21 protein-coding genes are annotated in these 22156 nt (G+C 66.4%); 11 read left to right on the top strand and 10 right to left on the bottom strand.

Annotation, left to right across the window (positions count from 1 at the left end; all coding sequences use genetic code 11):
* The first annotated feature begins 40 nt into the window (after positions 1–40).
* The gene (locus tag IM25_RS03935; protein WP_006551000.1) at positions 41–1354 is read left to right on the top strand and encodes a bifunctional o-acetylhomoserine/o-acetylserine sulfhydrylase; all 1314 of its coding nucleotides are present in this window, start codon (positions 41–43) and stop codon (positions 1352–1354) included.
* A gap of 71 nt (positions 1355–1425) precedes the next feature.
* On the opposite strand, the gene IM25_RS03940 is transcribed toward IM25_RS03935, so the two are convergent.
* The 5 genes from IM25_RS03940 to IM25_RS03960 all read right to left on the bottom strand — a co-directional run bounded on the left by IM25_RS03940 (position 1426) and on the right by IM25_RS03960 (position 6955).
* Positions 1426–1791 carry a hypothetical protein gene (locus IM25_RS03940; protein ID WP_084294956.1) on the bottom strand — a complete coding sequence of 122 codons (366 nt, stop codon included), beginning with the start codon at positions 1789–1791 and terminating at the stop codon, positions 1426–1428.
* Positions 1788–2492 carry an ABC transporter ATP-binding protein gene (locus IM25_RS03945; RefSeq protein WP_006551002.1) on the bottom strand — a complete coding sequence of 235 codons (705 nt, stop codon included), beginning with the start codon at positions 2490–2492 and terminating at the stop codon, positions 1788–1790. The genes IM25_RS03940 and IM25_RS03945 overlap by 4 nt, the downstream gene beginning before the upstream one ends.
* Positions 2489–3232 carry an ABC transporter ATP-binding protein gene (locus tag IM25_RS03950; RefSeq protein WP_033098427.1) on the bottom strand — a complete coding sequence of 248 codons (744 nt, stop codon included), beginning with the start codon at positions 3230–3232 and terminating at the stop codon, positions 2489–2491. The genes IM25_RS03945 and IM25_RS03950 overlap by 4 nt, the downstream gene beginning before the upstream one ends.
* Positions 3225–5495 carry an ABC transporter permease gene (locus IM25_RS03955; RefSeq protein WP_065995773.1) on the bottom strand — a complete coding sequence of 757 codons (2271 nt, stop codon included), beginning with the start codon at positions 5493–5495 and terminating at the stop codon, positions 3225–3227. Before IM25_RS03955 ends, IM25_RS03950 begins: the two co-directional genes overlap by 8 nt.
* A gap of 65 nt (positions 5496–5560) precedes the next feature.
* Positions 5561–6955 (bottom strand): ABC transporter substrate-binding protein, encoded by a 1395-nt coding sequence (locus IM25_RS03960; protein ID WP_198162562.1) that lies wholly within the window; start codon positions 6953–6955, stop codon positions 5561–5563.
* Between the two features lie 304 nt (positions 6956–7259).
* On the opposite strand from IM25_RS03960, the gene IM25_RS03965 reads away from it, so the two are divergent.
* The gene (locus tag IM25_RS03965; RefSeq protein ID WP_174556303.1) at positions 7260–8897 is read left to right on the top strand and encodes a class I adenylate-forming enzyme family protein; all 1638 of its coding nucleotides are present in this window, start codon (positions 7260–7262) and stop codon (positions 8895–8897) included.
* A 16-nt stretch (positions 8898–8913) separates the two neighbouring features.
* Here the strand turns inward: IM25_RS03965 and IM25_RS03970 are convergent, their stop codons facing one another.
* On the bottom strand, positions 8914–9792 hold the full coding sequence (locus IM25_RS03970; RefSeq protein WP_006551007.1) for an amidohydrolase family protein: 879 nt from the start codon (positions 9790–9792) through the stop codon (positions 8914–8916).
* 191 nt (positions 9793–9983) lie between these two features.
* Between IM25_RS03970 and IM25_RS03975 the strand changes: the two genes are divergently transcribed.
* The 4 genes from IM25_RS03975 (at position 9984) to IM25_RS03990 (ending at position 13788) form a co-directional block, all read left to right on the top strand.
* Positions 9984–10967, top strand: coding sequence for an ABC transporter substrate-binding protein (locus tag IM25_RS03975; RefSeq protein ID WP_052040162.1), 984 nt, complete (start codon positions 9984–9986; stop codon positions 10965–10967).
* A gap of 100 nt (positions 10968–11067) precedes the next feature.
* On the top strand, positions 11068–12036 hold the full coding sequence (locus IM25_RS03980; RefSeq protein ID WP_033098431.1) for an ABC transporter permease: 969 nt from the start codon (positions 11068–11070) through the stop codon (positions 12034–12036).
* The gene (locus tag IM25_RS03985) at positions 12023–13033 is read left to right on the top strand and encodes an iron chelate uptake ABC transporter family permease subunit (protein WP_232333396.1); all 1011 of its coding nucleotides are present in this window, start codon (positions 12023–12025) and stop codon (positions 13031–13033) included. The genes IM25_RS03980 and IM25_RS03985 overlap by 14 nt, the downstream gene beginning before the upstream one ends.
* On the top strand, positions 13030–13788 hold the full coding sequence (locus tag IM25_RS03990; protein ID WP_033098433.1) for an iron ABC transporter ATP-binding protein: 759 nt from the start codon (positions 13030–13032) through the stop codon (positions 13786–13788). Before IM25_RS03985 ends, IM25_RS03990 begins: the two co-directional genes overlap by 4 nt.
* 12 nt (positions 13789–13800) lie before the next feature.
* Here IM25_RS03990 and IM25_RS03995 read toward each other — a convergent pair whose 3' ends face one another.
* Entirely contained in the window at positions 13801–14319 is a 519-nt protein-coding gene (locus IM25_RS03995) for a ribonuclease H family protein (RefSeq protein ID WP_033098456.1), read from the bottom strand.
* Between the two features lie 153 nt (positions 14320–14472).
* Here IM25_RS03995 and IM25_RS04000 point away from each other — a divergent pair, with 153 nt between their 5' ends.
* The 5 genes from IM25_RS04000 to IM25_RS04020 all read left to right on the top strand — a co-directional run bounded on the left by IM25_RS04000 (position 14473) and on the right by IM25_RS04020 (position 18521).
* Positions 14473–15435: a DNA-3-methyladenine glycosylase family protein gene (locus IM25_RS04000; protein WP_006551013.1), complete on the top strand. Its 963-nt coding sequence runs from the start codon at positions 14473–14475 to the stop codon at positions 15433–15435.
* Between the two features lie 43 nt (positions 15436–15478).
* Complete coding sequence (locus tag IM25_RS04005; protein WP_065995774.1) at positions 15479–15958, top strand: MarR family winged helix-turn-helix transcriptional regulator; 480 nt, start codon at positions 15479–15481, stop codon at positions 15956–15958.
* A gap of 33 nt (positions 15959–15991) precedes the next feature.
* Positions 15992–16531, top strand: a complete 540-nt coding sequence (locus tag IM25_RS04010; protein ID WP_019290767.1) for an acyl-CoA thioesterase — start codon at positions 15992–15994, stop codon at positions 16529–16531.
* Positions 16532–17006: 475 nt separating this feature from the next.
* Positions 17007–17606 carry a class I SAM-dependent methyltransferase gene (locus tag IM25_RS04015; protein WP_084295067.1) on the top strand — a complete coding sequence of 200 codons (600 nt, stop codon included), beginning with the start codon at positions 17007–17009 and terminating at the stop codon, positions 17604–17606.
* Positions 17607–17681: 75 nt separating this feature from the next.
* A complete protein-coding gene (locus IM25_RS04020) occupies positions 17682–18521 on the top strand; it encodes an alpha/beta fold hydrolase (RefSeq protein ID WP_033098434.1) in 840 nt (279 codons plus the stop codon).
* Between the two features lie 30 nt (positions 18522–18551).
* Here IM25_RS04020 and IM25_RS04025 read toward each other — a convergent pair whose 3' ends face one another.
* The 3 genes from IM25_RS04025 to IM25_RS04035 are packed head-to-tail and all read right to left on the bottom strand — an operon-like array spanning position 18552 to position 22134.
* Positions 18552–19703 carry an acyl-CoA dehydrogenase family protein gene (locus tag IM25_RS04025; protein WP_065995775.1) on the bottom strand — a complete coding sequence of 384 codons (1152 nt, stop codon included), beginning with the start codon at positions 19701–19703 and terminating at the stop codon, positions 18552–18554.
* Between the two features lie 40 nt (positions 19704–19743).
* Entirely contained in the window at positions 19744–21261 is a 1518-nt protein-coding gene (locus tag IM25_RS04030; RefSeq protein ID WP_033098435.1) for an acyl-CoA synthetase, read from the bottom strand.
* Between the two features lie 57 nt (positions 21262–21318).
* Positions 21319–22134, bottom strand: coding sequence for an enoyl-CoA hydratase (locus IM25_RS04035; RefSeq protein WP_033098436.1), 816 nt, complete (start codon positions 22132–22134; stop codon positions 21319–21321).
* Between the last annotated feature and the right edge of the window lie 22 nt (positions 22135–22156).

Raw genomic sequence — 22156 nt, forward strand, 5'->3', positions numbered from 1 at the left:
TGTCGACGATCAGAACACATCCCGAATCCGGAGCAGAGCCATGAGCGACACCACCCCTGAAGCAACCGATCCCAGCGCGAACTGGAGCTTCGAGACCAAGCAGATCCACGTGGGACAGCCCGCCGGCGGCGACACGAAGGCCCGGGCCCTGCCCATCTACCAGACCACCAGCTACACCTTCGACAACACCGATCACGCCGCGGCGCTGTTCGGTCTCGCCGAACCGGGCAACATCTACACCCGCATCATGAACCCGACGCAGGACGCGGTCGAGCAGCGCATCGCTGCCCTCGAAGGTGGCGTCGCCGCCCTCCTCCTCGCGTCCGGACAGGCCGCCGAGACCTTCGCGATCCTCAACCTGGCGCAGGCCGGCGATCACATCGTGTCGAGCCCGTATCTCTACGGCGGCACGTACAACCTGTTCCACTACACGCTGCCCAAGCTCGGCATCGAGGTCACCTTCGTCCAGGATCCCGACAACCTCGACCAGTGGCGCGAGGCCGTCCGCGACAACACCCGCGCGTTCTTCGGCGAGACGATCGCCAACCCGAAGAACCACATCCTCGACCTGCCCGGCATCTCGGGTGTCGCCCACGAGAACGGGCTACCGCTGATCGTCGACAACACGGTCGCCACCCCCTACCTGCTCCGCCCGCTCGAGCACGGTGCCGACATCGTCGTGCACTCGGCCACCAAGTACCTCGGCGGCCACGGCACGGCCATCGCCGGTGTCATCGTCGACGGCGGCACGTTCGACTGGACGCAGGGCCGCCACGTCGGTTTCACGACCCCCGACCCGAGCTACCACGGTGTCGTCTTCGCCGACCTCGGCGCTCCGGCCTACGCACTCAAGGCGCGCGTGCAACTGCTGCGCGACATGGGCGCGGCGGTCTCCCCGTTCAACGCCTTCCTCATCTCGCAGGGCATCGAGACGCTGAGTCTGCGCATCGAGCGGCACGTGGAGAACGCACAGAAGGTCGCCGAGTTCCTCGAGGGACGCCCGGAGGTCACCTCCGTCGCCTACGCCGGCCTGAAGTCCTCGCCGTGGTACGACCGCGCCCAGCAGCTCACCCCGCGCGGCGCCGGTGCGATCGTGGTGTTCGAGCTCTCCGGCGGCATCGACGCCGGCAAGCGCTTCGTCAACGCGCTGACCCTGCACAGCCACGTCGCGAACATCGGCGACGTCCGTTCGCTGGTCATCCACCCCGCGTCGACCACCCACTCGCAGCTCACCGGCGAGGAGCAGATCGCCGCGGGTGTCACCCCGGGTCTCGTGCGACTCGCCGTGGGCATCGAGAACATCGACGACATCCTTGCCGACATCACCACCGGTCTCGAGGCTGCCGGCAGCTGATTCCGGCACATCGACAACGGCGACGGCCCATCCCTCGGGGTGGGCCGTCGCCGCGTTCGGCGTATGTGCGCTCAGTCGTTGCGTGCGAGCGCCTGCGCGATCCGCTCGGCCTGCGTGCTGCTCTCGAGCAACTGCCTGCCCAGCCACAGACGCAGGACACGAGTGACCGCGGCGGCGAGATGGACCGCCACACCGATCAGAGTGACAGCCACGAAGCCGAGAGCGAGCAACTGGTAGGACAGCAGGTCACGGGTATCGGAGAGGGTCAGCGACGCAATGTAGACGACGAAGATCGCGATGGCGCCGATCACCATCAGGGCCAGGCCGACGATGCGGGCCTTTCCTCCCGAATCCGGACGGGGAGCGTCGAGACCCAGCGCTGCAACGTCCTTCTTGAACTGTTCACGTCGCTCGTCGGCGAGTGCGGTCATGGTCATCCTCCTAGATAGGTGGTGGAAAGTTCTTCTTCGATCTCCGCCGGATCGCCCGTGCGCACCACCCGGCCCTGCAACATCAGCGCGGCACTGGTGGCGATCGGGAGCACCGCTCGCGCGAACTGTTCGGCTACGAGAATCGACACCCCCTCGGCGGCGAGTTCGCCGACGATGTCGTAGATCCGGGAGACGATGCGCGGTGCCAGACCCATCGACAGTTCGTCGAGCAACAGCACCGTGGGATGGGTACCGAGCGCCCGCGACAGCGCAAGCATCTGCTGTTCGCCGCCGGACATCGAACCGGCCAGCTGTGATCGGCGCTCACCGAGAACGGGGAATCGCGTGTACGCCACCTCTTCGAGGTCTGCGAGAGGAACACCGGTGCCGGTTCCGATCCACAGGTTCTCGCGGACGGTGAGGTTGGGGAAGATGCCGCGTCCCTCGGGAATCGAGCACACCCCCAGACGTGCGAATTCCGCTGCGGACACACCGTTGACGACACGGCCGGCCAGCCGGAACTCACCCGACGAGACCGGATGGATACCCGAGCACACGCGCAGGGTCGTCGTCTTACCTCCGCCGTTGGGCCCGAGCAGGGCGACCACCGCGCCCGGTTCGAGTATGAGATCCACGCTGTGCAGCACCTCGATCGCACCGTATCCGGCCCGGACACCCGACAGTTCGAGCAACGGTTCGACGCTCATACCGCTTCCTCCTCGGTGCCGATGTAGGCGTTGATCACTGCCGGATCGTTCTTGATCTCGTCCGGGACGCCACTGGCCAGCACCGCGCCGTAGTCGAGCACGTGAATCCGGGAGCAGATCTTCATCACGAGCGGAATGTCGTGCTCGACGAGGCAGATCGCGAGACCCGAATCGGCCAGATCGCGGAGCAGGGCGGCGAACGCCTCCGTTTCCTGTTCCGTCTGCCCGGAGGCGGGTTCGTCGAGCAGCAGCACCCGCGGCGAGGTCATCAACGCGCGGGCGACCTCCACGACGCGGGCGCGGCCGGTGGGTACGTCCGAGACGTCGGTGCTCGCGATATCGGCCAGGCCGGTCAGCTCGAGGAGCCGGTCGACTTCCTCGTCCAGATCGATCTTGTTGCGTCCGTTGGCATTGTGGATGTCCCCGGCCACTCGGAGATTGTCGCGCACGGACAGCGACACGAACAACTCGAGACGCTGGAACGTGCGGGCCATACCCATGTGGGCCCGCTTGTAGGGCGGTAGCGACGTGATGTCACGACCATCGAGGAAGACCTTGCCTACCGTCGGCCGTTGCAGGCCGGTGATCGTGTTGAACAGGGTCGTCTTCCCGGCCCCGTTGGGTCCGATCAGGCCCGTCACCGTTCCCGGTTCGATTCCGAGGCTCACGTCCTTGACCGCGACGTGTCCGCCGAATCGGACTGTGATTCCGCGTGTTTCCAGAATGGGTGTCTCAGCCATGAGGAATCAGTTCCTTCTCCGACCCGGTGGCACGTGCGGCCAGAAGTTCGTCGATGCCGAGTTCACGGTCGATCTCGTCCCGTGCCTGCTCGTTGTAGGGCTCGTCGATTCCGATCCGTTCGGGAACCAGCGGCGCGCGACGTTGCGCTTCCTCTGCGCCGAGCACAGCTTCGGGCATCAGCCACTGTCCCACGACCGGAAGCATGAACACCGTCGCGATGGTGATCGACGCGAACCACCAGTTGTCGAGCGCGCCGACGAGCGCGAGCAGGTAGGACACGAGCACCACCGCGGCACCCCCGACCAGCACGGGCTCCGCGTTCTTCAGGTGACGGTAGCCCTCCACCATCTGGTGGACGCTGCCGCTCGGGTTGGCCGCGACGCCGATACCGATGAGCGCGGGGCTCACTGCGGCGACGTGACCGAGGAAGGTCCACATTCCGGCCAGTTCCGGCTGTCCCGCAGCGAGATCGGAGAACGAAACCATGATGACGGCGAAGCCGATACCCGACATCAGACCACCGAACAGCGCACCGGAGACGTAACCGATACCGGCCACGACGGTGAGCATCAGCAGCGACAAGCTCACCATGATCGAGAAGCTTTCGTTCGACACCGAGCCCATCGCACTCGACATGAACAGCCCGCCCAGTCCGGCGATGCCCGCCGACAGGGTGAAGACCCCGAGCTTCAGACGCACCAGGCTCTGGCCGAGCATCGCCGCCGCGGCGGGGCTGTCCTTCATCGCTGCGAGCCGGCGGCCGTAGCCGCTGTTGCGCAGGGCGATGAGGCCCACGCCGAGAACGGCGAAGATCACCGTCACCGTCATGAGGAAGGCCGTCTCGTTCCGCAGGTCGAGTGGGCCGACCTTCAACGGCGGGATCGCGATGTTGCCGTCGGTGAACAGCGAGAACCTGATGCCGAACAGCTCGTGCTGGGTGGTGTCGCGCAGCACCATGTTCGACAGGAACACACCGAACGCCATCGTGGCCAGGGCGAGATAGAGGCCGCGCAACCGCAGGGCCGGAAGCGCAATGAGCCCGCCGATCACGGCCGTGACGGCAACGCCGAGCGCCACGCCCCACAGGTTCAGGTGGGCAGCCAGTCCGCTCCCGGAGATACCGAAGTGGAACGCCACGATCGTCGCGATGGCACCGAAAGGTATCGGCGCGAGGTTCATCTCGCCCGCGTATCCGGTCAGCAGGGTCAGCGACAACGCGATGATCGCGAAGGCCATGCCGATCGTGAGGGTCGTGACCGCCGACGTCACCATGAGCAGGCGGATGGCATAGACGATGACGACGAGCGCGACCGCCCAGGCGATCGCCTTGCGCACCGACGGCACGTGGTAGCGCTCCCTGGTACGGGTGACGGCACCGCGCAACCGATCCTGCGGCAGTACGACGAGAACCACGAACAGCGCGATCATCGGCAGGGACACCCGCAGATTCGACGTCCACGTCCACGCGGTCGGGAAGTAGGCGAGCACGTATGTGGCTGCCAGGCCGAGGAACAGCGCACCGGCGAAGGTGCGCGGAATGCTGCGCAGCCGGCCGAACATCGCCGCCGCGAACGCGTCGATGACGAGCAGGGTCAGCATGTTCGCTTCGAGGGTGCCACCGTTGATCGGTGTCACGAGGACACCTGCCAGCACCGCGAGGGTCGAACCCATCATCCAGGACAGCGCGGCGAGCCGGTCGGGGTCGTGCCCGTTCAGGCGCAGCAGATCGGGATCATCGACCACACCTCGCATCGCCACTCCGACGCGGGTGCGCACGAACATGATTCGCAGTCCCACGGCGATGAGCACCGCGGCGGGGAGACAGATCAATTCGTGGTAGCGAATGGTGACGCCGAAGAGGTCGATCCTTGCCTGGTCGCCGAAGAACATCGTCATGGTGCGTGCGGTCTCCGGATGCCAGAACCAGTGCGACACCGAGACCATGCCGAGCAGGATCGACACGGTGACGACGATTTTGGTGACCTCGGCGGTGTCACGCATGCCGCGCATGATCACGACGTAGAGCAACAGGCCCGTCATCGGGCCGAGGACGCCGAGGACGAGAAGCAACGCGACGGGTGTGGGCAGCCCCCAGCCGTAGCGCAGTTGCCAGTAGGCGAACGCACCGAGCATCGCCTGTGCGCCGTGCGCGAAGTTGAAGATGCCGGACGTGTTGTAGGTGAGAACGAGGCCCGATGCAGCGATCGCGTAAACCGATCCGAGCACCAACCCCACGATCGTGAAGGTCAGAAAGGTGTCCATACGAGTACCTCTGGTCGGGGGGCCGGCGAGTGCGTGTCAGGCCTCGCCGGCACCGGGCGCTCGGATCAGACGGTCGGTCTGATGATGTTCGGGTTCAGGTATTTCGTCGCGACGCGGTCGGCTCCGAGTTCGGTGCCCCACGTGCTCGGATCGGTTGCGACGCGGTAGCGGTCGTCGCACTTGAAGGTGCCGGCCTCCGTGGGGAACGCCTGGGTGTATTCGGCGCCGGTGAGCCTCACGACGAGCCCGCAGGTTGCCGGCATGTTGTTCCCGGGATCGGTGACGGCGTGCAGCCCGCCTCCGTCCCACTCGTCGATTCGGGACAGTTCGTCGATGACGCACTGACGGGACAGGTCCGATCCGCAGGCGTCCGCAGCGGTCGCCCACAACAGGAACGAAGAGGTGGCCTGCATGCCGAGCAGCGCGGTCTTGCCGTCCTGCTCGGTGACCAGCTCGACGTACTTCTTCACGGCCGGTACGGCATCAGCGTTCTCGATCATCTGGAAGGTCATGCCGGCGTGGAGGTTGTCGAGCAGACCGCTCTCCCCATTCCACGCCTGGGCGGCGTTGCCGTACCAGGTGGCCTCACCGAGCAGGATCGGGTCGATGCCGGCCTGGTCGAGTGCCTTCACGAAGTTGAACTCGGCCGGCACCGGAGAACGGGACGTCCACAGGCCCTTGACGCCGCACTGCTTGAACTTCTCGGCGAAGGGCGCGTAACTCGACTCGCCCTCGTAGTTGAGCGTGACACCGCAGTTCTTCAGCGTGAAGCCGGCGGCCTCGGCGATGGACCGGATCTTGGTGCTCGCCGAGATGATCGTGGGCATCGTGCTGTCGATGACGTCGAACTCGCCGACCAGGTCCGGGTACATCTCGGCGATCTGGAACCACTGCGAGCCGTTCGCGTAGTCGACCGGGAACGGGACGCCCTGGTAGGTCATCGGGCCGTTGGCCGCGTCGGGGGACACGGTGAAGGCGGGGACAGCGGCGAGATTGCACGCGACCCGAGTCTGCTCGGACGTCTGGTCCATGGCGAAGCCGTGACCGACCATCATGAACTCGCTCGCACACGCGTTCTGCATCACGGCGTTGGCCTGCGTCATCGCAGCGTCGTAGTGGGTACCGACGATCGTGCGACCGTTGATGCCACCCTGGGCATTGCACCAGTCGATCATCGCGGAGACGGCGTCACCGATCTCCTTGTTGAGTCCGGGACTTTTCGAGTAGCCCCGGTCGTCGCCGTATCCGATGCGGATCTCGGTATCCGACACTCCCTGGTCGGTGCTTCCTGCCGCATCCCCCGGCCCGCACGGAGACACGAGGGTTCCGAACGATTCCTCGGCCGTGGGGGCCGCCGCTGCGGCGGCTGCCGCCGGAGCGAGGGCGCCCGCCGACGGGTCGGCGCCGCGGTCCGACGCACAAGCGGACGTCGCCACTACGACGGCGAACAGACCCGCCATCGATTTCGAGGCAGCGCTGAGTTTCACGACGATGGACTCCTTGGTCTCGGTCTGGGCTGAAGCGCAATTCCGGGGCGCCGGACGGTAGGCCGGGTGTCGCGAAGGTAGCCACCCCACAGAGTGAGACCTGGGCCACTCTCACTCACCGGGACAAATCTGTGACAGTAGACACAGCACCTAGGGTTCTATGCACTACGTCACCCGAAACAGTTCTCCGATCCCCCTGTGTACGCCCTGCTGCGCGACGAAACCGTGCGGGACCGAGAAAGGCGAATCCTTGACAGCACAAGCAGATCTGCAGCAGATGTTGCAGATGGTCGTTTCCCAGCTCACCGGCCCCGGTGGCCGATTCGAAATCGTCGAAGAGGACGTGCGCGGCAACCGGATGCAGGTCATGCGCAACCGCGACCGCCGCATCGGCGACCTCGTCGCCGCGTCCCGGCAATGGGGCGACCGCGACTACCTCGTGACGGCCGATCGCCGCCTCTCGTTCAGCGCGCACGCCGACGCCGTCGCCGCCCTGGCGACCGTCCTGCGCGACGAGCACGGCGTGAAGAAGGGCGACCGCGTCGCGCTTCTCGCGGCCAACTCCCCCGAATGGATCATCACCTTCTGGGCCGCTCAGTGCCTGGGTGCAATTGCAGTGGGCCTGAACTCCTGGTGGACGCCGCCCGAGATCGCGTACGGCGTGAACCTGGTGCGGCCCAAGGTGATCGTCGCCGACGCCAAACGCGCCGCGTTGCTGGGGAGAGCGGGGGTCTCCGGGTTCGATCTGCTCACCACCGAGCAGGACGTGCCCCGGATCGTGGCCGCGGCGTCCGGCGCCGAACTGCCGTCGGCGGACGTGGAGGAGGACGATCCCGCGGTCATCCTGTTCACGAGCGGTACCAGTGGGCGTCCCAAGGGGGCACTGCACTCCCACCGCAACGTGCTCGCCGTCGTCGACTATCACCGATACTCCGACGCGCTGGTTGCCGCGATGCAGCAGCGCCCCTATGACGACTCGGTGCCCAACGACAACCGGTATCTCCTGACCTCACCGTTGTTCCACATCGCGAGCCTGCACAACCTTGCGGTGCCGCGACTCGCAACGGGAAGCGCCGCTGTCATGACGGAAGGCGGGTTCGACGTCGACAAGGTCTTCACGCTCATCGAGCGCGAGAGGGTGACCAACTGGGGTGCGGTGCCGACGATGGCTTCGCGCATGCTCGAGCACGAGAACACCGACAAGTACGACCTCGGCTCGCTCACTGCGTTCGCGCTGGCTTCTGCTCCGTCCTCCCCCGAGTTCAAGCAACGCCTGCAGGCGAAGTTCCCCTTCGCGCGACAGGCTCTGGTGGACAGCTATGGGCTGACCGAGTGCAGCACCGCGATCGCCATGGCGACGGCCCCGGAAATCGAGGCCTTCCCCGGAACCCTCGGCTCCCCCATCATCACGGTGAGCATGGAGATCCGCGATCCGTTCGGCGAACGGGTGCCCGACGGCACCGAGGGTGAGATCTGCGTCCGCAGTCCCTACGTAATGCTCGGCTACTGGGAGGATCCGGCCGCAACGGACGCGGCCATCACCCCGGAGGGATGGTTGCGTACCGGCGACTACGGCGCGATCGAGAACGGACGTCTGCGGCTCACGGGCCGACGGTCCGATCTCATCCTGCGCGGCGGCGAGAACGTCTATCCCACGGAGATCGAACAGTGCCTCGACGAGCACCCCGGCGTCGTCGAGAGCGCCGTGATCGGCGTGGACCACGAGGATCTGGGACAGGAGATCGCCGCCGTCGTCGTGCTGCGACCCGGCAGCACGATCACCGAGGACGAGTTGCGAGCCTTCTGCGCCGAGCGACTGGCCTACTACAAGGTCCCTACCGTCTGGCGGATCACGCAGGATCTGCTCCCCCGCAACGCGACCGGCAAGATCGTCCGACGCTCGATCACCGTCTGACCGGCGAACCCGTCGATCACTCGCCGAGCCCGAACAGCGACGTGGCGTTGTCGCGGCACACCGCGCGGATCCACTCGCTGTCGGGCGCGACGCGCTCGAGCACCTCGAGCTGGTGCAGATAGTCGTACGGAATGTTCGGAAAATCCGTGCCGAGCAGGATCTTCCGACGCAGCGCGTCGAGACGCGGCAGCTGATCCCTCGGGAAGGGTGTGTCCTCCTCGACGAAATCGGTGAACGCCATCGTCGTGTCGAGATACACCCGCTCGTACTGTTCCGCGAGGTCGAGGAACTCGCGGTACTCGGGCAGACCCATGTGCGCGACGATCACCGTCAGCTGCGGGTACCGGCGCATGAGTTCCTGCATCGGAGCCGGACCGGTGTACGTGCCGGGCGCCGGGCCCGACCCGCAGTGCACGACGATGGGCACGCCCGAGTCCTCGAGCAGGCCCCACACGTCGTCGAGGAGCGGATCGAGCGGCGAGTAATCGCCGACCTGGATGTGGGATTTGAACACGCGCGCGCCCGCCTCGATCGCCGACGCGACGTACTCCTTCGCCTCGGCCTCCGGGTAGAAGGTGGCGGTGTGGAGACAGTCGGGGGTCCGGGCCGCGAAGTCGGCCGCCCACGAGTTGAGCCACGCCGCCATCTCCGGCTTGTGCGGGTACAGCATGGCGGTGAACCGGCGTACCCCGAAGTCGCGGAGACGCGCGACGCGTTCCTCCTCGTCGTGCCGGTAGGTGATCGGCCAGGGCCGTCCGACGAGCGGGCCTGCGGAGTCGAAGTACGCCCAGACCTTGTCCATGACCTGGCGGGGCATGAAGTGCGTGTGGACGTCGATCAGGTGATCGAGACCGTGGGTGCTCCGAAAGCGTGCGACCGACTCGACTTCGTTCATGCCGCGACCCTATCCGGCGACCCTCAGCAGGGGTGACGTGAGTAGTTGATATTCGCTCCGGGAGATCGTTGTCACATACCCCCAGCAGGACAAAGGTTTGCCTTACCAATACTATGTGAAACTTGAATTACCGATCCGCGAGCGTCTTGGCACATGTCAGCACGCCGTCCGACCCTTCCTCGGAGTCACCCGTGAAACTGAATCTCAAGCGCCTGCTCCTCGCACCGGCCCTCGCCGGGGCGCTCGTCCTGACCGCCTGCGGTGACAGCGGTATCGACAGCGCCGACGCCGAGAACGGCGCGACCGTCACCATCGAGACCAACAACGGTGAGATGGAAGTTCCTACGGACCCCGAGCGTGTGGTGGCCCTCGACAACAAGTCGTTCGAGATGCTGCGCGATTGGGGCATCACGCCCGTCGCCCTGCCGAAGACCCTCCTCCCCAACACGGGCTTCGACGAGTGGCGTGAGGACGACTCCATCCTCGATGTCGGCACGCACCGCGAGCCGAAGCTCGAACTGGTCAGCGAGGCCGAGCCGGATCTGATCATCGGTGGTTCGCGCTTCACCGAGTTCACCGGAGAACTGTCGAAGATCGCGCCGGTCGTCGACGTCTCCGCGCTGGACGATTCCGAGGGCGGCTACATCCAGGGACTGAAGGATCAGGCCCTCGCGCTCGGGCAGATCTTCGAGAAGGAAGCCGAGGCCGAGGAGATCGTCGCCGAGCTCGAGGCTGCCACCGAAGCTGCCCAGGACGCCACGAACGGTGAGAGCGTCTTCCTCGCGGTCGTCGCGGGCGGCAAGATCGACAACGGTGCAGGCCGTATCGGTCGCCTCCTCGAGGGCGTGAACCTGAAGGACGTCTTCGCCGGCGACGCCGGTGATGTCCACGGCGATTCCGGTCTCGCTCCCGAGACCATCGCGCAGGCGAACCCCGACTGGATGATCGTCCTGGACCGCGACTCCGCCACCGCCGTGCCGGGCGAGGAAGCCCCGCAGCCGGCCGCCGCGGTGATCGACGCGCAGGAAGCGTTCGCCAACACCACCTTCGCCACGAAGGACCAGATCATCTACCTGGACGGCGACTTCTACAAGCGTGAGGGCATCGAGTCCTACACCGAAGCGTTCCAGCAGATCGCCGACGCGTTCGAAGCTGCGAACCAGTCGGCACAGTAAGTCCCTGTTGTTCGACGCTCCACAGCAGCCTGCCCCGACCCGAATCACGGGCCGGGGCAGGCTGCGTGTGTGAGCGCACCTTCTCCGGATCCGAGCCCCCATGACGAAGAACAAAGTGCTGCTGCCGGTGATCTCGGTGGTCGTTCTGGCACTGACCGTGGCGTCCCTGATGGTCGGCGGCTACGACATCACCCTCGAATCGCTGATCCACGACCCGGCGGCCCGCGAGATGTTCTTCATCTCCCGCGTGCCGCGAACCCTCGCCCTGATCTTCGCGGCCGTCGCGATGAGCATCTCGGGCGTGATCATGCAGTTGATCACCCAGAACAAGTTCGTCGAACCGACCACCGCGGGCACCGCGCAGTGGGCCGGTCTCGGCCTGCTGGCCACATTGATCGTCGTTCCCGACGCGTCGCCGATGGTCAAGATGGTGATCTCGGTGATCTTCGCGTTCGCGGGAACGATGGTGTTCATCGTCGTCCTGCGCCGGATCGCGCTGAAGTCGTCGATCATCGTGCCGCTCGTCGGCATCATGCTCGGTGCCGTGGTCGGCTCGATCACCACTTTCCTCGCCGGCAACTTCGACCTGCTGCAGTCGATGTCGGCGTGGCGTTCGGGTGGCTTCAGCAGCGTGGTTCGCGGCTTCTACGAACCGCTGTGGGCGGTGCTCGCCGTCGCCGTCCTCGCCTATCTCCTCGCCGACCGGTTCACCATCGCCGGTCTCGGTAGAGACCTCGCCACCAACGTGGGGCTGAAGTACGAGCAGGTCGTCTTCCTCGGCGTCATGCTCGTCGCGATCGCCACCGGCGTCACTACCGTGGTGGTGGGCTTCATCCCGTTCCTCGGCCTGATCGTCCCGAATCTCGTGTCGATGATGCTCGGCGACGACATGCACAAGAACCTGCCCTGGGTCGCCGTCATCGGCGCCGGACTACTTCTCGCGTGCGATCTCGTCGGCCGCACGATCGTCGCCCCCATGGAGATTCCCGCGTCCGTCGTCCTCGGCGTCGTCGGCGCCGTCGTCTTCATCACTCTCGTTCTGAGGCAGCGTCGTCATGTCAGTGCTTGATTCCGTACGCGCCCGGGCCGTCCCGACCGGCAAGGGTGAGCGCCGTCGCCTGTCGCCGGGAGTGCGCCTGGCCATCGTCGCCGCGATCGCCGCCGTGGCGGTCGCCTGCTATCTGTTCCTGTTCATCCGCGGCTCGTTCGACTTCACCTTCCCGCGCCGGCTCACCGTCCTGGGAGCCATGGTGGTCGCGGCGTTCGCGCACGGCATGGGGACCGTCGTGTTCCACACGGTCACCGACAACCGCATCCTCACGCCGTCCATCATCGGGTTCGATTCCCTGTACACGCTGATGCAGACGCTGACGGTCTTCTTCTTCGGAGCCACCGCGATCGCGACCTCCGAAGGCATCCCGAAGCTCGTCCTCCAGACCGGGCTCATGGTGGCACTGGCGACGCTGCTCTATCGCTGGTTGTTCTCCGGCCGTTTCGGCAGCCTGTTCCTGATGCTGCTCGTCGGCGTCGTACTCGGAATGGCGTTCGACAGTCTCTCGACGTTCATCCAGCGGGTGCTCTCCCCCACCGAGTACGACATGCTCTCGGTCGAGCTGATGGGTCGCCTGTCGTCCGTACCCGGCGACTATCTGCCCCTCGCGTTCGGCATCTGCATCGTCGTGGGGGTGATCCTGTGGCGCCGTCGCCACCGTCTCGATGCGCTGCTGCTCGGCCGCGACACCGCAACCAACATCGGTGTCGCCTACAAGCGCGAGTTGACGCTGATGCTCGTCCTCATCGCGCTGCTCGTGGCGTTCGCGACCGCATTGGCCGGGCCCATGACCTTCTTCGGCTTCCTCGTCGCCACCCTCGCCTACCAGATCGCCGGTTCGTACAAGCACCAGTACGTCATGCCCATGGCGTTCCTGCTCGGCGTGATCACCCTCGCCTTCGGCCAGTTCTTCATGCAGCACGTCTTCTACGCGGGCGGGTTCCTGACGGTGATCATCGAGTTCGTCGGCGGCATCCTGTTCCTGTTCATGCTCCTGAGAAAGGGAACGCTGTGATCGAGTTCCACGACGTCTCGATGTCGTACCAGGACAAGCGGGTCCTCGGACCCGTCTCCGGCACGATCCGCGAGGGCGGCATCACCTCCCTGATCGGACCGAACGGTGCCGGCAAGTCGACGCTCATGACGATCATCGGCCGACTGCTGCAACCCACCAGCGGCACCGTCACCGTGGGCGGACTCGACGTGCATTCCACGAAGACCCGGGAGCTGGCCAAGCATCTGTCGATCCTGCGGCAGGAGAACCACATCACCGCGCGCCTGACGGTCCGCGAACTGGTCGGCTTCGGTCGATTCCCGCACTGCCAGGGCAGACTCACCGCGGAAGACGTGCGGCACGTCGACGAGGCGATGGAATTCCTCAACCTCACCGACCTCGCAGACCGCTTCCTCGACCAGCTCTCCGGCGGTCAGCGGCAGCGTACCTTCGTGGCGATGGTGCTGGCACAGGACACCAAGTACGTGCTGCTCGACGAGCCGCTCAACAACCTCGACATGAAGCACGCCGTGCTGATGATGCGTCAGCTGCGGCGGGCAGCGGACGAACTGGGCAAGACGATCGTGCTCGTCATCCACGACGTGAACATCGCCGCCGCGTACTCCGATCACATCATCGCGTTGCGCGACGGCCTGATCGTCACCAGCGGCACGTCCGACGAGATCATGCGGGACGAGATCCTCACCGACGTGTTCGATACCCCCGTGACCGTCCACGCGATCAACGGGCAACCCACCGCGGTCTACGCGCGCTGAGCGGAACTTCGCTCAGAACAAGGTCAATTCGGCGTCGTCGGCGCACTTCGGCGGCTTGTGCGCGACCACGGGCGTGCTCGGCACCTCGATCGGTCCGGGCTGCGCCGCGATCTCGCGGGCGGCCTGGCCGGCGAGCGTGTCGGCCATCTCGTTGAAGTGGTTGCCGACGTGGCCGCGCACCCAGCGGAACCGCACCGGACCGGTGCGGTCGGTGAGCTCGCGGTCGATGGCGCGCACGAGTTCGAGGTTCTTCACCGGCGCGCCGGTGGCCGTCTTCCAACCCTTGCGCTTCCATCCGGGCAGCCATTCGGAGGCGCACTTGATCGCGTACTGCGAATCGGATTCGATGATCATCGGCTCGGCGCCGGGATGCGCGCGCAGTGCCTCGAGCACCGCCCGGAGCTCGGCGATCTGATTCGTGCCCGAACGCTCACCGCCCGACGCGCTGGGCCCCTCGTGATTGACCCACGCCCACCCGATGGCGCCACCGGGATTGCGAAGGCAGGATCCGTCGGTGCTCACGATGATCATGCGCCCGACCATAGCCGCACCCTCCGACACCACGAAAGTCGGCTCGAGCGCACAGAGTCGCGAAAGTCGGCTCCAGCGCACAGAGTCGCGAAAGTCCGCTCCAGCGCACAGAGTCGCGAAAGTCGGCTCCAGCGCACAGAGTACGGTAGGACGGTGACCGTGTCCGACGAGCGAGGCCGTCGCATCGCGAGCGTGGCGGACGAAGCACCCCTCGACACCCGCGTGCGCGTGCCGTGGCCGGTCGACGTGGTGCGCACCCTGCGCCCGCTGCAGCGCGGGCCGTGGGATCCGTGTCATCGCGTCGTCGCCGGCGCCGTCTGGCGTACCTCCCGGATGAACACCGGTGCCGTGACGTACCGACTCACCCAGGACGGTCCGCACGGCGCGCGGTGTCTGGCGTGGGGTCCGGGCGCATCCGAGTTGGTCGATCGGCTTCCGGCGCTGCTCGGCGCCGACGACGACCCATCCGGCTTCGTACCCGAGCATCCCCTGCTCGTCGAGGCGCACCGACGCATGCCTGCCCTGCGCATCACCCGCACGGGCCGGGTGCTCGAATCCCTGGTGCCGGCCATCCTGGAACAGCGGGTGCACGGGGTGGCGGCGTTCGCGTCCTGGCGTCGTCTCGTCACGTGGTTCGGCGATCCGGCGCCCGGTCCGGCCCCGGAGGGCATGCGCGTGCCGCCCTCCGCGGCGACCTGGCGGACCGTGCCGTCCTGGGAGTTCCATCGGGCGAACGTCGACCCCGGCCGCGCACGCACTGTGGTGCGGTGCGCGCAGGTCGCCGACTCCCTCGAGCGCCTCGTGCATGAACCGGCCGCCGACGCCCGACGGAAGTTGCGGGTCGTGCCGGGGGTGGGCGTGTGGACGGCCGCGGAGGTCGCCCAGCGCGCGTTCGGCGACACCGATGCGCTCTCCGTCGGCGACTACCACCTCGCGAAGGTCGTCGGATGGGCGCTGCTCGGTAAGCCCCTCGACGATCCCGGCATGATCGAATACCTCGAACCCCTGCGCCCGCAACGCTATCGGGCGGTTCGACTGATCGTGGAGTCCGGTGGGTACGCGCAGGTTCCGAAACGCGGCCCTCGCACCCCCATCACCGACCACCGTCGGCGGTGACGGGGTCTCGATCCACAGGGCCCGTAATCGTAGACTCGGTCACATGTCCGCCACCCACGACGCGGCCGGCCCCGATCGGCTCCGACACCTCCCGAGCTATCTGATGACCCTGGCGGCGCGCCACGTGCATCGCGTCGTGTTCGACCGCCTCGATTCCGCCGATGCCCGAGGTCACCACTACCGGATCCTGGCCGCCCTCGAGGTACACGGTCCGTCCAGTCAGATCGACCTCGCCCGTCGCTGCGGACTCGATCGCAGCGACGTCGCCGCCGCCGTCGACGCACTCGTCGACCGGCGTTTCGTCGAACGAGCACCCGACCCGACCGATCGGCGACGCAACATCATCACCCTCCCCCAGCGCGGGCGCCGGCGACTGTTCGATCTCGACCGGATGCTCACCGCGGCGCAGGACGAGGCGTTCGCTCCCCTCGACGCGGCCGAACGCGCACAGCTCACCGCCATGCTGACCAGAATTGTCGAGTATCACACCAGGCCTGCGCCGATTTCCGCGCAGCAGTCGTAGGCTTGTAGAGGTGCATCCGGCGGAGATCCCGCCGTGAGCACGATCTACGAAAGGACCATCGGCGTGCAGGCCAAACCTTGCCGAGAATCGCGAGTCGTCAAGACCAGCAGGGTGTTTCCCAACGACGTCAACGACCACAACACGTTGTTCGGCGGGAAGCTGATGAGCGACATCGACATGACCGCGTCGATCTCGGCGACCCGTCACAGTCGTGCCTCGGTTGTGACGGCGTCGACCGATTCCGTGGCCTTCCTCGAACCCGTCCGTCCGTCCGATTCGGTGTGCCTCGAGTCGTTCGTGACGTGGACCGGACGTAGCTCGATGGAGGTCTTCGTCAAGGTCACCGCCGAAGATCTGCGCAGCGGGGAGCGGCGCATCGCCGCCACCGCCTTCCTCACCTTCGTCGCCGTCGACGACGGCGGTCGAACCATGCAGGTCCCACCGGTGCTGCCCGAATCCGACGAGGAACGCAAGCTGAACGAGTCCGGTGACGAGCGGGCGGAGCACCGCCGCATGCACCGCGCGCAGAGTCAGGAGATGGCGAAGTATCTCACCACGAGCCGGCCGTGGTAGGTGCCTTCACCCGGTGAAGGTCCGTCAACGGCCCGTCGCGAAGGCCGGCGAGCAGCCTCGTGAGGTAGATCGGGCAGTGGGACACTGCGCGGACGACATTCGCAGCATCCTCGGGTGGTACGGCGTCGAGTCGCCGGCTCGCGTTCCGGAGGATCGGTCGTTGGAGCCGTGCCCAGGCCCGCTCACCGAGCCCCCGCGCCGCTGCCGCCAACGGAAACTGCGCAATGAACGACAAGCCGATACGGAACTCCCTCCATGAGAAACGTTTCCGACCGCGACTCGGACTGACAGCAGCCGGCGAACGTGCACGGCCATGGCGTTCGAGTTCGAACCCGACCTGTCCACGGAGGGAGTTCCCGACGATGTGGCAGGGGCCCCAGCCCGATGCGTCGAGTTCACGCTCGACACCGTCGGCGATTCCGCGGACCCGACCTCATGCACCCTGACACGTTCCCGACGACGAGAAAGGAGCATCGTGACCGAGTATCGGAATCACAACACGGCCTTCCACTCGGAGTTGCTCGCAGCGGTTCCGCACCGTGACAGCAGCGTCCTCGATATCGGCTGCGGCGACGGACTTCTCCTTCGGAAACTCGCCACGGCAGCTGCATCGGTCACCGGCATCGATTCGGATCACTCGGCTGTCGCCCGAGCGCGCGCACGCCTTGCCGACACCCCCGACGCGCACGTCGTCGAGGGAGATGTCCTCATCTCGTCGGAACTCGATGATCGGCGCTTCGACCTGATCACGTGCGTCGCCACCCTCCATCACATGCCGCTGATCATCGCGCTCGAACGCATGCGAGAACTTCTGGCCCCGGGAGGGAGCCTACGCATCGTGGGGCTGTCTGCCAACAAGACCGTGATCGATCGGCTCGTCGCCGGGGCGCTTGTTCTTCCCGTTCGCGTAGCGAGCACCATCCACCGCGAGTCCGGCTACCCCGGCATGACGACCGAACAACCCCGCGAGTCACTCGCCGATATCCGTCGCGCGGCCGCGATGGTGCTGCCCGGAAGCCGTATCCATCGACGCTTCTACTACCGCTACACGCTGGACTGGACCAAGCCCCTCTGAGGGAATCAGTGAAATCCCGGTGATCGGCGTCGAACTGTGGAAGTATCTCGACGACTCGACGCGAAGGGGGATCGCGTGTTCGACATCGAGCTTTCGGCAGGAACGATCGAGTACGAGGACACCGGTGGCGACGGACCGGTTCTCGTGTTCATCCACGGTCTACTGATGGACGGAACCGCGTGGCGAAACGTCGTGGAACAACTCCGCGGCACCTACCGCTGCATCGCGCCGACCTGGCCTCTCGGCTCGCACCGCATACCGATGCGCCCGGAGGCAGACCTCACCCTCGTCGGCATGGGCCATCTCATCGGGGAGTTCCTCGACGCTCTCGACCTGCGTGACGTCACGCTGATCCAGAACGATTGGGGCGGCGCCCAGGCCTTCTTCGCCGTGTCGAATCCCGAACGGGTCTCGCGACTCGTGCTCGCCGCGTGCGAGGCATTCGACAACTACCCTCCCGGCCCGGTGAAACGACTCCTGCCGCTGGTCAAGCTTCCGGGTGGGGTACGCCTGCTCATGGCGGTGCTCGGCACGAAGTTCGGCCGGCGTGGCCCCGGCACCTGGGGATGGATGAGCAAACGTCCGGTACCCGGACCCGTCATGGACGCCTGGTTCCGCCCGGCCACCGTCGACCGGAACATCCGGCGTGATCTGGCCAAGTACGCACTCTCGGCCCCGCCCAAGCAACAGCTGCTCGAGATCGCTGCGAAAGCGGCGCAATTCTCCGGGCCGGTGCTGGTCGTGTGGGCCACCGAGGACCGCATGATGCCGCGCGATCACGGGCGACGCCTCGCCGAGGCCTTCCCCGACGCGCGGCTGGTCGAAATCGACGACAGCTACACCCTGCTGGCCGAAGACCAGCCCGAGAAGCTCACGGCGGCGATCGAAGAGTTCTTGACCGCCACAGCCCGCTGAGACGTCCCGCATTCGGATACGACTCGGCGGTTACAGCGCCCGCGCGATGATCTGCTTCATGACCTCGTTCGCGCCGGCGTAGATCCGCTGGACGCGCGCGTCCTCGTACATCCGCGCGATGAGGTATTCGCGCATGTAGCCGTAGCCGCCGTGCAACTGCACGCACCGGTCGATGACCTCGCACTGCTTGTCGGTCAGCCAGTACTTGACCATCGCGGCATCGGACGGATCGAGTTGGCCCTTCAGGTGCTGCTCGATGCAGTGGTCGAGGAAGATGCGGCAGGGGCGGGCGATGGTTTGACACTCGGCGAGTTCGAAGGCCGTGTTCTGGAACTCGAACAGGCTGTGCCCGAACGCCTGTCGCGCCTTGGTGTAGCGGACGGGCTCCTCGACGGCCCGGTCCATCGCACCGGCGGCCTGCGCGCCGATGATCAGACGTTCCTGCACGAGCTGTGCCATGAGCTGACCGAAGCCGAGACCTTCGGATTCGCCGAGCAGGTTCGTCACGGGCACGCGCACGTCGACGAACGACAGCTCGGAGGTGTCGGCGGCGTGCTGGCCGACCTTGTCGAGCACACGGCCCACCGAGAAGCCCGGGGCGTCACGGAGATCCACGATGAGCAGCGACACACCCTTGGCGCCTGCCTTCGGGTCGGTTTTGACGGCGAGGACGATGACGTCGGCCGAAGAACCGTTGGTGATGAAGGTCTTCGAGCCGTTGACGACGTAGTGGTCGCCGTCGCGCACCGCGGTGGTCTTGATCGCTTTGAGGTCCGAACCCGCGCCGGGTTCGGTCATGCCGATGGCACCGAGGATCTCGCCGGTGGCCATGCCCGGCAGCCACGTCTTCTTCTGCTCCTCGTTGCCGTATTCGAGGATGTAGTGCGCGACGATGCCGCTGTGCACGGAGTTGCCGAACGCGAGATCGCCGGAGTAGCCCTGCGCGTCGAACACCGCGAGGTCGTGCGCGAAGGTACCGCCGCCACCCCCGTATTCCTCGGGGATCGAGCAGCACAGCAGACCGAGTTTGCCGGCCTCGAGCCACACCTCACGATCGATACGACGCTGCGAATCCCACTTCTCGGCCTTGCCCATGACCTCGCGATCGAAGAACTCGCGCGCGAGATCGTAGACGGCAGAGACCTCGTCGTCGTACCAGGAGGCGACGTGCTTCTTCGGCATCGGGTTCGGATTTCCTTTTCGCAGTGTTCGGTCGGAGTGGTCAGGATCCGCGCAGTTCGCGCTTGAGGAGCTTGCCGCTCTGGTTACGCGGCAGGACGTCGGCGAAGCGAACGGCCTTGGGCACCTTGAACGGTGCGAGGCGCTGCTTGACGTGGTCGATCAAGGTGGGCTCGTCGAGCTCGTGACCGTCCTTGAGGACGACCACCGCGGTCACCGCTTCGATCCATTTCTCGTCCGGAGTACCGATCACCGCGACCTCCGCGACGGCCGAATGCGTGTAGATCGCGTCCTCGACCTCACGTGAGGCGACGAGGATGCCGCCGGTGTTGATGACGTCCTTGATGCGATCGACGACGGTGATGAAGCCTTCGGCGTCGCGGGTGACGAGGTCGCCGGAGTGGAACCAGCCGTCGCGAAAGGCCTCCTCCGTCGCGGCGGGATTCTCCCAATAGCCCAGGCACAGTTGCGGTGAGCGGTACAGGATCTCACCGGGTTCACCGTCGGGGACGTCGTTGCCGTCGGCGTCGACGACGCGGGTTTCGACGAACAGCACGGCCCGGCCGCACGAGGCGGGACGCGCGTCGTGTTCCTCGGGGCGGAGGACGGTGGCGAGCGGACCGATCTCGGATTGGCCGAAACAGTTGTAGAAGCCGAGCTCCGGGTAGCGGCCGCGGAGTCGCTCGAGGACGGTGACGGGCATGATCGACGCTCCGTACTGCGCCTTGCGCAGCGACGACAGGTCGCGCTCGTCGAGGTCGGGATGGTTGGTCAGCGGCACCCACACCGTCGGGGCGAGGAACAGCGATCCGATGCGCTCCTCCTCCACCAGCCGCAGGATCTCGGCGACGTCGGGTGCGGGCAGCAGCCGCACGGTCGCACCGACCGCGAAGTACGGGATGAGGAAGACGTGCATCGCCGCGGAGTGGTAGAGCGGCATGCACACGAGCGGGTCGTCGCCGGCCGACAGGTCGAGCGCCTCGATCGACGACATGTATTCGAAGGTGAGCGCCTGGTGGGTCATCATGGCGCCCTTGGGCTTCGACGTCGTGCCCGAGGTGTAGAGGAGCTGGACGAGGTCGGTGTCGGCCACGGCGACGTCGAGCGTCGGCACGTCGCCGGTCTGCGCGACCGTCACCAGGGAGTCGTCGGCGTCGCGGAGCGGGACGACGGTCTCGGCCGGCACGTCGGCCAGGACGGCGTCGAGATTGTCGCGCAACACGGGGTCGACGAGCACGGCTTTCGCGCCCGACTGACCGAGCAGGTACGACAGTTCCTCGCCGCGCAGTGCGTAGTTGATCGGCACGTGCACCAGGCCGGCGCGGGCAGCGGCGAGATATCCGATCGCGTAGCCGTCGGAGTTGGTGCCGTAGGCGGCCACGCGGTCGCCCTTGGACAGGCCCAACGAGAGCAGGTGCACAGCGGCACGGGTGACGGCGTCGTCGAGTTCCCGGTAGGTGAACTGCCGGTCGCCGAAGCGGAGTGCGACGCGGGCGGGATAGCGCGCGGCGGTGCGGTGGAGGATGCCGTCGACGGTGCTCTGACGCGGGTCGGGGGTCATGCAGTGAACTTTATAGGACGTCCAACCAACTAGTCCAGACCTAGCGATCGCTCGGGATCAGCGGTCCTTCCAGACCGGTGCCCGCTTCTCGAGGAAGGCCGCCATCCCCTCCTGCGCGTCGTCGATCATCGCGTTCGACGCCATCGTCTCCGCCATTGCGGCATAGGCCGTCTCTTGCGGCAGATCGATCTGCCGGTAGAACGCCTCCTTGCCGATCCGCATCGTCTCGGGGGACGACGTGGCGATCTTCAGGGCGAGCTCGGTGGTCGCGGTCTCCAGCGTCTCCGGTTCGACGACGTAGTTCACCAGGCCCCAGTCGGCGGCGGTCTGCGCGTCGATGGTGTCGCCGGTCAGCAGCATCTGCAGCGCCCGCTTGCGGCCGATCGCGCGGCTGACCGCGACCATCGGCGTCGAGCAGAACAACCCGATCCGCACACCCGGGGTACCGAAGCGGGCGTCGCCGGCAGCGACGGCGAGATCGCACGCAGCGACGAGCTGGCATCCCGCCGCGAGCGCCGTGCCCTGCACCGATGCGATCACCGGTTGAGGGATCGACTGCACGGTCCGCATCATCTCGTTGCACGTCTCGAAGATCGCGCGTTCCTCGTCGAGCGTGCGTCCGATCATCTGCCGCAGGTCGTGCCCGGCCGAGAACACCGGGCCTTCCGCGCGGACCACGATCACCTTCGTGTCGGCCGCGAGCGCCGTCAGGCCGGCGATGACCTCGCGCATCGTCTCCACCGACAGCGGGTTGCGCTGCTCCGGGCGGTCGAGGGTGAGCACCCCGATACCGCTGGCCTCGTCGACAGCGATGAGCACGGGCGGGGGCAGGGTGTCGACGGCGTCGGGGCCGTCCGCAGAGCGATCCGTCACGTTCCCTTTCCTACACCACCGG

Source organism: Rhodococcus sp. p52 (assembly GCF_000763325.2).
GTDB classification, from domain to species: domain Bacteria; phylum Actinomycetota; class Actinomycetes; order Mycobacteriales; family Mycobacteriaceae; genus Rhodococcus; species Rhodococcus pyridinivorans.